This window comes from Actinocorallia populi, from assembly GCF_002995495.1.
Classification (GTDB): Bacteria; Actinomycetota; Actinomycetes; order Streptosporangiales; family Streptosporangiaceae; genus Actinocorallia; species Actinocorallia populi.
In genome coordinates, this window is the sequence record NZ_PVZV01000001.1 from 921,128 (window position 1) to 933,193 (window position 12,066).

12 protein-coding genes are annotated in these 12,066 nt (G+C 71.5%); 6 read left to right on the plus strand and 6 right to left on the minus strand.

The genetic code is table 11. The features are described 5' to 3' along the window. The first annotated feature begins 71 nt into the window (after nucleotides 1-71). The 4 genes from C2865_RS04570 to C2865_RS04585 all read left to right on the plus strand — a co-directional run bounded on the left by C2865_RS04570 (nucleotide 72) and on the right by C2865_RS04585 (nucleotide 5,088). Nucleotides 72-938 carry a serine/threonine-protein kinase gene (locus C2865_RS04570; protein ID WP_157963561.1) on the plus strand — a complete coding sequence of 289 codons (867 nt, stop codon included), beginning with the start codon at nucleotides 72-74 and terminating at the stop codon, nucleotides 936-938. A gap of 243 nt (nucleotides 939-1,181) precedes the next feature. Beyond that, the gene (locus tag C2865_RS04575; RefSeq protein ID WP_106396980.1) at nucleotides 1,182-1,706 is read left to right on the plus strand and encodes a hypothetical protein; all 525 of its coding nucleotides are present in this window, start codon (nucleotides 1,182-1,184) and stop codon (nucleotides 1,704-1,706) included. Between the two features lie 50 nt (nucleotides 1,707-1,756). Continuing rightward, nucleotides 1,757-2,578, plus strand: a complete 822-nt coding sequence (locus tag C2865_RS04580; protein WP_106396981.1) for a patatin-like phospholipase family protein — start codon at nucleotides 1,757-1,759, stop codon at nucleotides 2,576-2,578. 29 nt (nucleotides 2,579-2,607) lie between these two features. Further along, on the plus strand, nucleotides 2,608-5,088 hold the full coding sequence (locus C2865_RS04585; RefSeq protein WP_106397486.1) for a DEAD/DEAH box helicase: 2,481 nt from the start codon (nucleotides 2,608-2,610) through the stop codon (nucleotides 5,086-5,088). An 18-nt stretch (nucleotides 5,089-5,106) separates the two neighbouring features. Here C2865_RS04585 and C2865_RS04590 read toward each other — a convergent pair whose 3' ends face one another. After that, on the minus strand, nucleotides 5,107-5,661 hold the full coding sequence (locus C2865_RS04590) for a carboxymuconolactone decarboxylase family protein (protein ID WP_106396982.1): 555 nt from the start codon (nucleotides 5,659-5,661) through the stop codon (nucleotides 5,107-5,109). Nucleotides 5,662-5,718: 57 nt separating this feature from the next. On the opposite strand from C2865_RS04590, the gene C2865_RS04595 reads away from it, so the two are divergent. Then, on the plus strand, nucleotides 5,719-6,192 hold the full coding sequence (locus C2865_RS04595; protein ID WP_106396983.1) for a MarR family winged helix-turn-helix transcriptional regulator: 474 nt from the start codon (nucleotides 5,719-5,721) through the stop codon (nucleotides 6,190-6,192). A 55-nt stretch (nucleotides 6,193-6,247) separates the two neighbouring features. Here the strand turns inward: C2865_RS04595 and C2865_RS04600 are convergent, their stop codons facing one another. The 5 genes from C2865_RS04600 to C2865_RS04620 all read right to left on the minus strand — a co-directional run bounded on the left by C2865_RS04600 (nucleotide 6,248) and on the right by C2865_RS04620 (nucleotide 11,272). Further along, nucleotides 6,248-7,849: a peptide chain release factor 3 gene (locus C2865_RS04600; protein WP_106396984.1), complete on the minus strand. Its 1,602-nt coding sequence runs from the start codon at nucleotides 7,847-7,849 to the stop codon at nucleotides 6,248-6,250. Between the two features lie 70 nt (nucleotides 7,850-7,919). Beyond that, entirely contained in the window at nucleotides 7,920-8,738 is an 819-nt protein-coding gene (locus tag C2865_RS04605) for a DUF4097 family beta strand repeat-containing protein (RefSeq protein ID WP_106396985.1), read from the minus strand. Further along, on the minus strand, nucleotides 8,735-9,382 hold the full coding sequence (locus C2865_RS04610) for a response regulator (RefSeq protein ID WP_106396986.1): 648 nt from the start codon (nucleotides 9,380-9,382) through the stop codon (nucleotides 8,735-8,737). The genes C2865_RS04605 and C2865_RS04610 overlap by 4 nt, the downstream gene beginning before the upstream one ends. After that, nucleotides 9,370-10,620, minus strand: coding sequence for a sensor histidine kinase (locus C2865_RS04615; RefSeq protein ID WP_232835353.1), 1,251 nt, complete (start codon nucleotides 10,618-10,620; stop codon nucleotides 9,370-9,372). The genes C2865_RS04610 and C2865_RS04615 overlap by 13 nt, the downstream gene beginning before the upstream one ends. An 85-nt stretch (nucleotides 10,621-10,705) precedes the next feature. Beyond that, a complete protein-coding gene (locus C2865_RS04620) occupies nucleotides 10,706-11,272 on the minus strand; it encodes a hypothetical protein (RefSeq protein ID WP_232835354.1) in 567 nt (188 codons plus the stop codon). 69 nt (nucleotides 11,273-11,341) lie between these two features. Here C2865_RS04620 and C2865_RS04625 point away from each other — a divergent pair, with 69 nt between their 5' ends. Continuing rightward, entirely contained in the window at nucleotides 11,342-12,064 is a 723-nt protein-coding gene (locus C2865_RS04625; RefSeq protein WP_106396989.1) for a TVP38/TMEM64 family protein, read from the plus strand. The last annotated feature ends 2 nt before the right edge of the window (nucleotides 12,065-12,066 follow it).

Genomic DNA, 12,066 nt, shown 5'->3' on the forward strand with positions numbered 1-12,066 from the left:
ACGGACGACACCGTTGAGACCTATGCAAAACGGGCAGATGTCGAACAAAGAAGGCCGGAAAGGCCGGACACGTGCGAGACGGGGGTCGGGACATTCTTGTCGCGGGAAGGTACCGGCTGCTGGAAGAGGTGGGCAGGGGCGGCATGGGCGTGGTCTGGCGCGCGCATGACGAACTGCTCGACCGCCCGGTGGCCGTGAAGGAGATCCTGTTTCCGTCCGATGCGGACATCGAGCGCCGGCGCAGGCTGTGCCGGCTGCTGACCAAAGAGGCGCGTTCCATGGCGCGGGTGAGCCACGCGGGCGTCGCCGCCGTTCACGACATCCTCGTCGCCGGGGGGCGGCCGTGGATGGTGATGGAGCTCGTCGAGGCGCCCAACCTGCAGCAGATCATCGACCAGCACGGGCCCCTCATGCCGCGCCAGGCGGCCGAGGTGGGAAGGCAGCTGCTGTCGGTGCTGCGCGCCGCGCACGCCGAGGGCCTGCTGCACCGGGACGTGAAGCCGAGCAACGTCCTCATCTGCGCGGGCGGCCGGGTGGTGCTCACCGACTTCGGCCTGGCCGCCGACGTGCAGGACACCGAGGCCAGGCTCATGGAGTGCTCGCCGGCCTACGTGTCGCCCGAACAGGCGTTCAACCAGCCGATGACCGCCGCGTCCGACCTGTGGTCCCTGGGCGTGACGCTCTACACGGCCGTGGACGGGCGGGCGCCCTACCGGCGCGAGGGCGCGCTTGCGTCCATGCTCGCCGTCCTCATGGACGAGTACACGCCGCCGCGCAACGCCGGGCCGCTGCGCCCCGTCATCGACGGGCTGCTGCGCAAGGACCCGGAACGCAGGCTGACCGCGGCCGAGGCCGCCCGCCTGCTGGAACGCCTGGGCCACACCGGCCCGCGCATGCTCAAGCTCTTCCGTCCCGTGCGCGTCGCCGCACGTGTCTGAATCGGAAGGGATCCGATATACCGGGTGATGCGTCTCATCGGCAGGGCACACCTCAGGGAGAACATACGAATGCCGGTGATGAGTCGGTCTCACCTTCCTAGACGGACGCATGGCACTCAGGGTTGTGGCAGGACCGGGCAGATACGCCCGCACGGGGGACTTCACGCACTACTCGCCTTCGACATCTGCGCCTTCGGAGCCGCCGGGCGCACCCAGGAGGACCGGATCTACCTTCGCTCCGCCATGTACCAGCTGGTCGAGGCGGCCTTCGTCCGCTCCGGCCTGCCCTGGGAACACGCCTACCGGGAGGACAGGGGCGACGGCATCCTGCTGGCCCTGCCCGGCGGCCTGTCCACCGCCCTGCTCGTCGACCCCCTCGTCGGCGAGCTGAGGGCACTGCTGCACGAGCACAACCGCCGCGCCGGAGAGGGGTCCCGGCTGCGGCTGCGGATGTCGCTGGACGCCGGGCACGTCACCCACGACGGGTACGGGCTCGTCGGGCGGGCGGCCAACAAGCTGCACCGGGCGCTGGACGCGCCCGCGTTCAAGAACGAGCTCACCGCCTCCTCCGCCGACCTCGGGGTGATCGTCTCGGACTTCGTGTTCGACGAGGTGGTCAGCGGCCGGCTCGAGGCCGAGTCCTACCGGCCCATCGAGGTCGAGGTGAAGGAGACCAGCGCGCGGGCGTGGGCCTGCTTCCCGCACGGGACGTGGACCCCGGCGCTGCCGCCCGTCCGGCTGGTGCCGCGGCCCGTCACCACCGGGTGAGGCGCGGGGCGCTTTGACCTCGCAGAGGGCCGGGCGTAAGACTGTGCGGTATGAGCAGAGCGCTGGTTCTCGGGGGTGGCGGGATCGCGGGCATCGGCTGGGAGGCCGGGCTGGTGACCGGACTGCGGGAGGCAGGCGTCGATCTCGGCGCGGCCGACCTCGTGGTGGGCACCTCGGCCGGGTCGGTGGTCGGCGCGATGATCCGCCAGGGCGCCGACCTGCGGGCGCTGGTCTCCCAGGTGGCCGAGGCGGAGGCCGACGCCGCGCCGGTGAAGGTGGACATGGAGAAGGTCATGCAGGCCTTCATGTTCATGTACGACGCGAGCATGGAGCGCGCCGAGGCCCGCCGCCGGGTCGGCGCGCTGGCCATGGAGACGGCCGGGGACGGCTCCCGGCTGGCGCAGATCGCCGACCGGCTGCCCAGCCGCGAGTGGCCCGAGGCGCCCCTGATGATCACCGCGGTGGACGCCGAGGACGGCTCCCTCCGCGTCTGGGAGGCCGGTTCCGGGGCGCCCCTGCCGCTGGCCGTGGCGTCCAGCTGCTGCGTCCCGTGCGTCTTCGCGCCGGTGGAGATCGGCGGCCGCCGCTACATCGACGGCGGCGTGCACTCGATCAGCAACGCCGACCTCGCCGCGGGCCACGACCGCGTCGTGATCGTCGAACCGCTGGCCCACCTGACGCCCCGCGCGGTGCTGCGCGCCGAACTGGCCCGGCTGGAGGGGGCGCGGACCCTCGCCCTCGGCCCCGACCAGCCCGCCATCGAGGCCTTCGGCGCCGACGTGCTCGACCCGGGACTGTGGATCCCCGCCTTCGACGCCGGGCTCGCCCAGGCGCCTTCCGTCGTGGAACAGGTCGCCGAGGTCTGGGGATGACCCATTATTGAAGAGTGAACCTGCATCAGCTGCTTCCCGAAGACGGTGATCCCGACAAGGCGTTCGAGGCTTTCGCGGGGTGGACCGAGGACAGGGGGCTGACCCTCTATCCGGCGCAGGAAGAGGCGCTGATGGAGCTGGTCACCGGGGCGAACGTCATCCTGGCGACCCCGACGGGCTCGGGCAAGTCGCTGGTGGCGGCGGGCGCGCACTTCGCCGCCCTGGCCCGCGACGAGTGCAGCTTCTACACCGCGCCGATCAAGGCGCTGGTGTCGGAGAAGTTCTTCGACCTCGTCGAGCAGTTCGGCAGCGAGAACGTCGGGATGATGACCGGCGACGCCTCGGTCAACCCGAACGCGCCGATCATCTGCTGCACCGCCGAGGTCCTGTCGGCGATCGCCCTGCAGGAGGGCGACCGCGCCGACATCGGGCTGGTCGTCATGGACGAGTTCCACTTCTACGCCGAGCCCGACCGGGGCGTGGCCTGGCAGATCCCGCTGCTGGAGCTGCCGCAGGCGCAGTTCCTGCTGATGTCGGCCACGCTCGGCGACGTCGCGATGTTCGAGAAGGACCTCACCCGGCGCACGGGGCGGCCCACCGCCGTGGTGCGGTCGGCCACCCGGCCGGTGCCGCTGGAGTACGACTACAAGCTGACGCCCCTGCACGAGACGATCGAGCACCTCCTCCTGGAGAAGAAGGCGCCGGTGTACATCGTGCACTTCACCCAGGCCGCGGCGATCGAGCGGGCGCAGGCGCTGATGAGCATCAACGTCTGCTCCAAGGAGGAGAAGGCGCGGATCAGCGCGCTGATCGGGCGGTTCCGGTTCACCACGAGGTTCGGCAAGACGCTGGAGCGGCTGGTGCGGCACGGGATCGGCGTGCACCACGCGGGCATGCTGCCCAAGTACCGGCGGCTGGTGGAGCGGCTGGCGCAGGCGGGCCTGCTGAAGGTCATCTGCGGCACGGACACCCTGGGCGTCGGGGTGAACGTGCCGATCCGCACGGTGCTGTTCACCGCCCTGTCCAAGTACGACGGGCGGCGGGTGCGGCGGCTGCGGGCGCGGGAGTTCCACCAGATCGCCGGACGCGCCGGACGCGCCGGGTTCGACACCGTCGGATACGTCGTCTGCCAGGCGCCCGACCACATCGTGGAGAACCACAAGGCGGTCCTCAAGGCCGGGGACGACGCCAAGAAGCTGCGCAAGCTCGTGCGCAAGAAGCCGCCGGAGGGCTTCGTCTCCTGGGACGAGGAGACCTTCACCCGCCTGCAGACCGCCGAGCCCGAGCCGCTGAAGTCCCGCTTCGACGTCTCCCACACCATGCTCCTGTCGGTGATCAACCGGCCGGGCAACGCCTTCCAGGCGATGAAGAAGCTGCTCACCGACAACCACGAGGAACGGGCGGCGCAGCGGCGGCACATCTCCCGCGCCATCGCGATCTACCGTTCGCTCAAGGCCGGCGGCATCGTCGAGGAGCTGCCCGTCCCGGACGCGGACGGCCGCTGGGTGCGGATCACCGTCGACCTGCAGGAGGACTTCGCGCTCAACCAGCCGCTGTCGACCTTCGCGCTGGCCGCCCTGGAACTGCTGGACCGCGAGGCGCCCACCTACGCCCTGGACGTCGTGTCCGTCATCGAGGCGACCCTGGACGACCCGCGCCAGATCCTCGCCGCCCAGCTCAACAAGGCCAAGGGCGAGGCCGTCCTCGAGATGAAGATGAACGGCATCGAGTACGAGGAGCGCATGGAGCTCCTCCAGGACATCGACTACCCCAAGCCGCTGGGGGAGCTGCTGGACGGCGCCTTCGAGATCTACGCCCAGACCAACCCGTGGGTCGCCGACCACCCGCTGCGCCCCAAGTCGGTCGTCCGGGACATGTACGAGAAGCTGATGAACTTCTCGCAGTACGTGCACCACTACGAGCTGGCCCGCAGCGAGGGCATCGTCCTGCGCTACCTCGCCGGCGCCTACAAGGCGCTGTCCCAGACGGTCCCCGACGCCGCCAAGACCGAGGAGCTCCAGGACCTCATCGAGTGGCTCGGCGAGCTCGTCCGCCAGGTCGACTCCAGCCTCCTGGATGAGTGGGAGCAGCTGACCAACCCCGCCGACGAGACGGACAAGCCCATCGAGGAGCGCACGACGGCCGTCACGGCCAACCCGCGGGCCTTCCGCGTCCTGGTCCGCAACGCCCTCTTCCGGCACGTCGAGCTGGCGTCCCTGCGCCGCTACCGGGAACTCGCGGCCCTGGACACGGGCTGGACCGCCGAGGACTGGGAGGACGCGATCCTCGACTACTTCGAAGAGCACGAGGAGCTCCCGTCGGGCCCCGAGGCCCGCGGCCCCCAGTTCCTGGAGATCAAGGAGGAGCCCGGCGTCTGGCACGCCCGCCAGGTCATCGCCGACCCCGAGGGCCACCACGACTGGTCCATGTCCTTCGACGTCGACCTGGCGGCCTCCGACGAGACCGGCACCGCCGTCCTCCACATCAAGGACTTCGCCCGCCTGGACTGACGGCCCCGTGCGGCCGGTTCAGGCGGCGGGTCCGGCCCAGGCGAACGGGCGGAGCGGCTCGTCCACGGGGGCGTCGGTCATGCGGTTGGCGAGGGTGGACAGGGTGTAGGCGCCGATGCCCAGGACGACCTCCAGCGCGTTCCGCCGGGTGTGGCCGTGGTCGAGGAAGTCGTCCATGGCCTCGGCGGAGACCGCCCCTGAGGTGGCGAGCACCTCCAGGACGAAGCGCCGCAGCGCCTCCAGCGGCGCGTCGTCCAGAGGCCTCATCTCCCGCAGGGCGGAGATCAGTGCGGGGTCGGCGCCGAGTGCGGTCAGCTTGGCCGTGTGCATGGCGACGCAGATGTGGCAGGCGTTGCGGGTGGCCATGGTCATGATGACCACCTCCCGCGCCACCGGGTCCAGGGAGGTCGTCTCGAACAGCGCGCTCGTCCGCAGGAAGCCGTCCAGCAACTGCGGGGACTCGGCGAGCCGCGCGACGGCCGCGGGCAGGTAGCCGGTCTTCCCGGCGACCGCCTCCATGGTGCGGCGGGCGGCGGGAGGGGCGGTTTCGAGGGTGTGGTCGGTGAACGTCATACGGACGGTCCCCTAAGATAGACAACGTGGTTGTCGAAACAGTAAACCAGGTTGACGATGTCCGCAACGGCTGACGGGCGTCCGGGCTTCGAGCTGCCCCTGCTGCTGCTCGCCGGGTTCCGCACCCTCATCGAAGAGCTGCACGCCGAACTCGCCCGCCAGGGCCATCCCGACGTCCGCCCCGCCCACGGCTTCGCCATGCAGGCCATCGGCCTCCCCGGCAGTTCGGCCACCGAGGTCGCCCGCCGCCTGGGCGTCTCCAAGCAGGCAGCAGGCAAGACCATCGACCGCCTGGCCGACCTCGGCTACGCCGAACGCGTCGACGACCCCGCGGACGGCCGCCGCAAACTGGTCCGCCTCACCCCCCGCGGCCTCGACGCCCTGGCCCGCTCCGCGGCGATCTTCGACACCCTCCGCGCCCGCTGGGCGAAGTCCCTGGGCCCCGCCCGCCTGACCGACCTCGAAGACGCCCTGCGCACCGTGGCGCCCCCCACCGGCCTCGACACCGTCAGCTGGTTCTCGGACACCTGACGAGGCGCGAAAGCAGAACGGACCGCCGGGGAGGCGGTCCGTTCGGGCGGTGCGGTCAGTACTGGCCGGCGGCGAGCATCTGCTCGATCTTGAGGTCCGGGTACTCGCGTTCGATGGCGCGCAGGCGCCACTTGTCGGTGAAGAGGGCCAGGAGGTCGCCGGTGAGGGAGCGGGTGAAGACCTCCACGCCGCGCATCTTGGCCAGCTGCTCGGCGGACTCCGCGTCCGTCAGGCGGCACTCGTTGAAGTCGAGGTTGGTCAGGACCACCGGGGAGTTGAACTCGTGCTCCATGCGGTGGGCGACGACCTCGAACTGCAGGGGGCCGACGGCGGCGAGGACGGGGGACTGGTCGCCCCGGATGTCGCTGCGCAGGACCTGGACGGCGCCCTCGCTGTCGAGCTGCTCGATGCCGCGGCGGAACTGCTTGTACTTGCCGACGTCCTTGGCCCGGCAGACCATGAAGTGCTCGGGGGCGAACGCGGGGATCGGCGGGTAGGTGACGGCGGGGCCGTCGTAGAGGGTCTCGCCGACGGTCAGGCCGTGGGTGTTCGGGAGGCCGACGACGTCGCCGGGGTAGGCGGTGTCGACGGTCGTGCGGTCGCGGCCGAAGACCGTCTGGGCGTGCTTGGTGACCAGGCCGCGGCCGGTGGAGCCCATGGTGAGGGTCATGCCGCGCTCGAACCGGCCGGAGCAGACGCGGACGAACGCCAGCGAGTCGCGGTGCGCCTTGTCCATGCCGGCCTGGACCTTGAAGACCTGGCCGGAGAACGGCGCCTCCACCGGGCGGGACTCGCCCTTGGCGTCCGGGCGGGCCGCGGGGGGCGGGGCGTAGGTCTCCAGGGCGTCCAGGAGGGCGCTCACCCCGAACTGGGGCAGCGCCGCGCCGAACAGCACCGGGGTGGAGATCCCGCCGGTGTAGGCCTCCATGTCGAGCTCGGCGCCGATCTCGGTGAGGAGGGTGAGCTCCTCCAGCGCGGTCTCCCACAGGTCGCCGAGCTCGGCGGCGGCGTCCTCGGCCGACATCCTGACGGCCTGGGCGCGGCCGCCGCCCGGCGCCGGGATGAACTTGGTGAACGAGCCGTCGGCCCGGCTGATCAGGCCGCGGAAGTCGCCCGCGACGCCCACCGGCCAGTTCAGCGGGGCGGCGTGCAGGCCGATGCGCTGCTCGATCTCGTCCAGCAGCTCCAGCGGCTCCCGGCCGGGCCGGTCCCACTTGTTGACGAACGTGATGATCGGGACGTTGCCGTGCTTGCAGACGTCGAACAGCTTGAGGGTCTGCGCCTCCAGGCCCTTGGCGGAGTCCAGCAGCATGACCGCGCCGTCGACCGCCGACAGCACCCGGTAGGTGTCCTCGGAGAAGTCGGCGTGGCCGGGCGTGTCCAGCAGGTTGAGCAGGGCGCCGTGGTAGTCGAACCGCAGCACCGACGAGGTGATCGAGATGCCTCGGCTGCGCTCCATCTCCATCCAGTCGGACGTGACGCCCGCCCGGTCGCCCTTGCCGTGCACCGCGCCCGCCGTGGAGATCGCCGCGGCCTGCACGGCCAGCGCCTCGGTGAGCGTGGACTTGCCGGCGTCCGGGTGGCTGATCACCGCGAAGGTGCGCCGCCGCGCGGCCTCGGCCGAGACCTCGTCGCTCTTCGCCTTGACGGTGGACACCGCGTACCCCTCTCGAAACGCCGGTTCAGCCTTTCCACTTTACGGGGAGCGGCGCCCTGCCGGTGCCACGTCAATACTGGCCGCCCTGGTAGCGGACGGAGAGATCACCCGCGCTGTTCCTGGCGAAGATCCGGTGGGGTGCTCCGGCGGTCTCCTCCACGGAGACGTCGCGGGACCCGGCGACGCTCTCGGCGTTGACGAGGTAGGGGGCTCCTCTGGGCACCTGGATGTTGAGGTTTCCGGCCGTCGTGCGGGCTTCGACGTTCGCCGGGGGCGTGGCGAAGCCGAGGTAGACGTCGCCCGCGTCGGCCTTCACCCGTACGGATTTCGCCTGCGCGTCCACGATCCACACGTCGCCCGCGACACTGGTGATGTCAACCTCTCCAGGGAGGCCCTCCAGCCGGACGCCGCCGCCGGAGAGGTTGATGTCGACCTTTCCGGTGAGGCCCCGAGCAGCCACGTATCCGCCGCCGGAGTTCACGGAGAGAGGGGTCTGCTCCGGGATGCTCAGCCGGTAGGAGGCGTGGCACGGCTGCACGATCTCGATCGGGCAGTCCATCTTGATCCGCAGGGTGTCGCCCTCCCAGGTCTCCCGCACCTTCGGCCTGAAGGTCGACCACTCCAGGTCCCGGATGACCCGTACCTGGCCGGCGGGCCCGGGCTCGATCTCCACGGAGACGTTCTCGAGTTCGAGGGACAGGCTGGTGAGGGAGCGCTTGTAGACGTCGCTGGTCGTCGTGGTGCTCTCCAGCAGCAGGTCCATGACGGCCACGAAGGACGCGCACAGCACCGCCAGGGTGAGGAGGACTCCGCCAGCCCGCCAGCCCGTGTGCTTGTTCACGGCCGGTTCGGGGGCGGTCTCGTCGGCGGCCTTGTCGAGGGTCTTCATGCCCGGCCTCCCAGGAAGCGCAGTACGGCCAGGACCCGGCGGTGGTCACTGTCGGCGTGACGGAGGTCGAGCTTGGCGAAGATGTTGTTGATGTGCTTGGCCACCGCGCTCTCGCTGACGACCAGCGCGGCGGCGATGCCCGCGTTGGAGCGGCCCTCGGCCATCGCCTTGAGGACGTCGAGCTCGCGGGGGGTGAGGCGGTCGAGGGGGTCGCTGCGCCGCCGGACGAGCAGCTGGGAGACGACCTCGGGGTCCAGGACGGTGCCGCCCGAGGCGACCCGGCGCAGCCCGTCCAGGAAGTCCGCCACGTCGGCGACCCGGTCCTTCAGCAGGTAGCCGACCCCGGCGGTCTCCCCGGACAGCAGGTCGGTGGCGTAGTGCTCCTCCACGTACTGGGACAGGACGAGCACCCCCATGCCCGGCCACTGCCGGCGGATGACCAGCGCGGCGCGGAGCCCCTCGTCGGTGTGCGTCGGCGGCATGCGGACGTCGGTGACGACGACGTCCGGCTGCTCCCGTTCGAGCTCCGTGAGGAGCTCCTCGGCGGTTCCCACCGCCGACTGGATGGTGAATCCGGCACGTTCCAGCAGCCGGATGAGGCCTTCTCGCAGCAGTACCGAGTCTTCGGCGATCACGACGCGCACGGGAGCTCCGCGGTGAGGGTGGTGGGGCCGCCCACAGGGCTGTGGACGGTGAGGGTCCCGTCGATGGACTCGACGCGCTGGACCAGGCCGCGCAGGCCGCTGCCCTTGCCGGGGTGGGCTCCGCCGATCCCGTCGTCGGTGACGACGACCCGGACGGTGCCGCGGACATGGGAGACGTTCACTTCCGCGCTCCCCGCCTGGGCGTGCTTGGCGGCGTTGGCCAGGGCCTCGGAGACCACGAAGTAGGCGACGGCCTCGGTGGTCGGGGACGGCCGCGAGGGGAGGTCCACCGCCAGCGTCACGGGAACGGGGGAGCGGGCCGCGATCCCCGAGAGGGCCGCGTCGAGCCCGCGGTCGTTCAGGACGGCCGGGTGCAGGCCGCGGACGAAGTCGCGCAGCTCGGCGAGGGCCAGCTTGGCCTCCTCGTGCGCTTCGGCGATCTCCGGCAGGTCCGGGTTCATCGCCCGCGCCATCCCGAGGTTCATGGCCAGCGAGACGAGCCGCTGCTGGGTGCCGTCGTGCAGGTCGCGCTCGATCCGCCGCCGTTCGGCGTCGGCGGCGTCCACCACCGCGCTGCGGCTCTCGGTGAGCACCTCGACGCGGTGCGAGAGCCTCTTCGCCTGGTCGGGGCCGAGGAGCGCGCGGGCCATCGCCAGGTCCAGGGCGGCCAGCGCGCGCACCACCCAGGGCGTGGCGAACAGAAGGAACACCCCGACGAGGACCAGCGCGGTCTCCAACTGGGCGTTGGAGGGGTCGATGAACTCGGCGTCGCGCAGCATGCGCGGTGCCGCCAGGGAGAGGGCGGACAGGAACAGCAGGCCGAAGGCCGTGCTCCAGAGGCCGGCCGCCAGGAGGGCGGAGCCCGTCTCCGTCACCGCGGCGACGACGTGGAACCACGCCTGGCGCCAGGTGTTGCGGTCGAACGCCTGGGCCACGAGGCGTTCGCGGCGCCCTTCCGGGTGGTTCCGGGGGAGCGGGTCCACCCGCTCGCCGAGGAGGCCGGCGAAGCGGCTCCGGTGCAGGCTCGCCAGGCCCCACACGAGGGGGAACAGCAGGGGCAGGACGACGGGGAGCGTCACCAGGAACACGGTGGACAAGAGCAGCAGGGCCAGCAGGACCAGCCCCGCCCCGGAGACGAGCGCGCCCATGACCAGGTGGGCCGTGGCCCACCAGGTCCGGGGGCGCACCGGGCCGAGAAGGATCTCGCGCCAGATCACGTCGGGTTTGTTCCTTTTCACGGTGATCACAGTAGGCATGCCGGGGAGGCGGGACGACCCCCCTGATTACCGGTTCCATGGTGAAGCCAGTGCCACCTCCCGGCGGTCATGCCTTCCCCGCGGCGTAGGCGAGGACGTCCGCGCGACGGTAGAGGCGGCGGGTCCGGCCGCCGCCGAGCGGGACCTCCTCCACCGGCTCCGGCCAGCCCTTCGGGGGCCGGGAGGCGTAGACGGTGACCGTGCCCGGGGCCAGGCCGAGCAGGCGGCCGGCCTCGGCGAGGGTGAGCAGCTCCCTGTCGTGCTCCGCGGGCAGGGAGCCGTACCAGGCCGCCCACTCCTCGGTGTCCCAGTAGAGGGCCTTGCCGTGCCGGCGGGCGGGCTCGGGGTGGCCGTTGGCGCCGCGTGCCGCCCACAGCTCCTTCAGGGCGTGCCTGGAGAGGCCGTGGATCTCGGCGAGCCGGTCGCGGGTGGCCAGGCCGTCCGGGACGGCGGCCTCCGTCCCGCGGGCGGAGTACCAGGCGTGCCAGGCGCCGGCGTCCCAGGTGAGCTGCTGTCCGCGTCTGCCGTCCGGTTCGGGATGCCCGGTGGAGGCACGCTCCCGGAACCACTTCTCCAGGGTGCTCCTGCCCAGACCGTAGCGGTCCATGATCTCTGCGCGTGTTACGGAAGCCACGTCCACAGTCTCGGCCATGTGTTCCGGCTTATGCGGCGGTGAGGGCCCTGACGGTAACCTTCCACCATCATGAGAGGGCCAGCGGCACGTTTCACGTTGCTCATCGCCGGCGCGACGGTCGCGGCGGCGGCCGCGGCGTTCCTCGTCCCCGACCGGGACGGCCTGGCGGCGGCGCTGGAGTCGGCCGGCGGCCTCAACCCGTTCCTGGCGGTCCTGGGCACCTGGCTGCTGATCCTGGCCATGGTGCCGCGCACGGCACTGGCCTTCGTCTGCGGGCTGCTGTTCGGGCTCGGGCCGGGCGCCGGATACGTGCTCGTGGGCGCGCTGCTGGGCGCGAGCACCGCCTTCCTCGTCGGCCGCCTCCTGGGCCGGGAGTTCATCGACGGCGTGCTGTCGCGGGAGCACGCCGGATGGCGCGGCTCGCTGGCGGCCCGCATGGCGCGGCTCGACCACTGGCTGGGCCGCAACGGGGTCATCGGCGTGGTGACCGTCCGGTTCCTGCCCATCGCCCCCTACGGCCTGGTCTCCTATGCCTTCGGCACCTCCGCGACCCGCTACCGGGACTTCCTGTTCGGCAGCGCGGTGGGCGTGCTCCCCTCGACCCTGGGGTACGCGGCGCTGGGCGCCGCCGTCTTCGGCCCCTCCGCCGCCTCGATGGGCGTCGCCGTCGTCGGAGGCCTGGGACTGCTGAGCCTGGTGGTGACCATTGGACTACACCGAGTACGCAAAAACGAGCCCCGCCCGTCGCCAGGACCGTCAAGACCGGATAACTTGAACATGGTCCGCCGGTGACC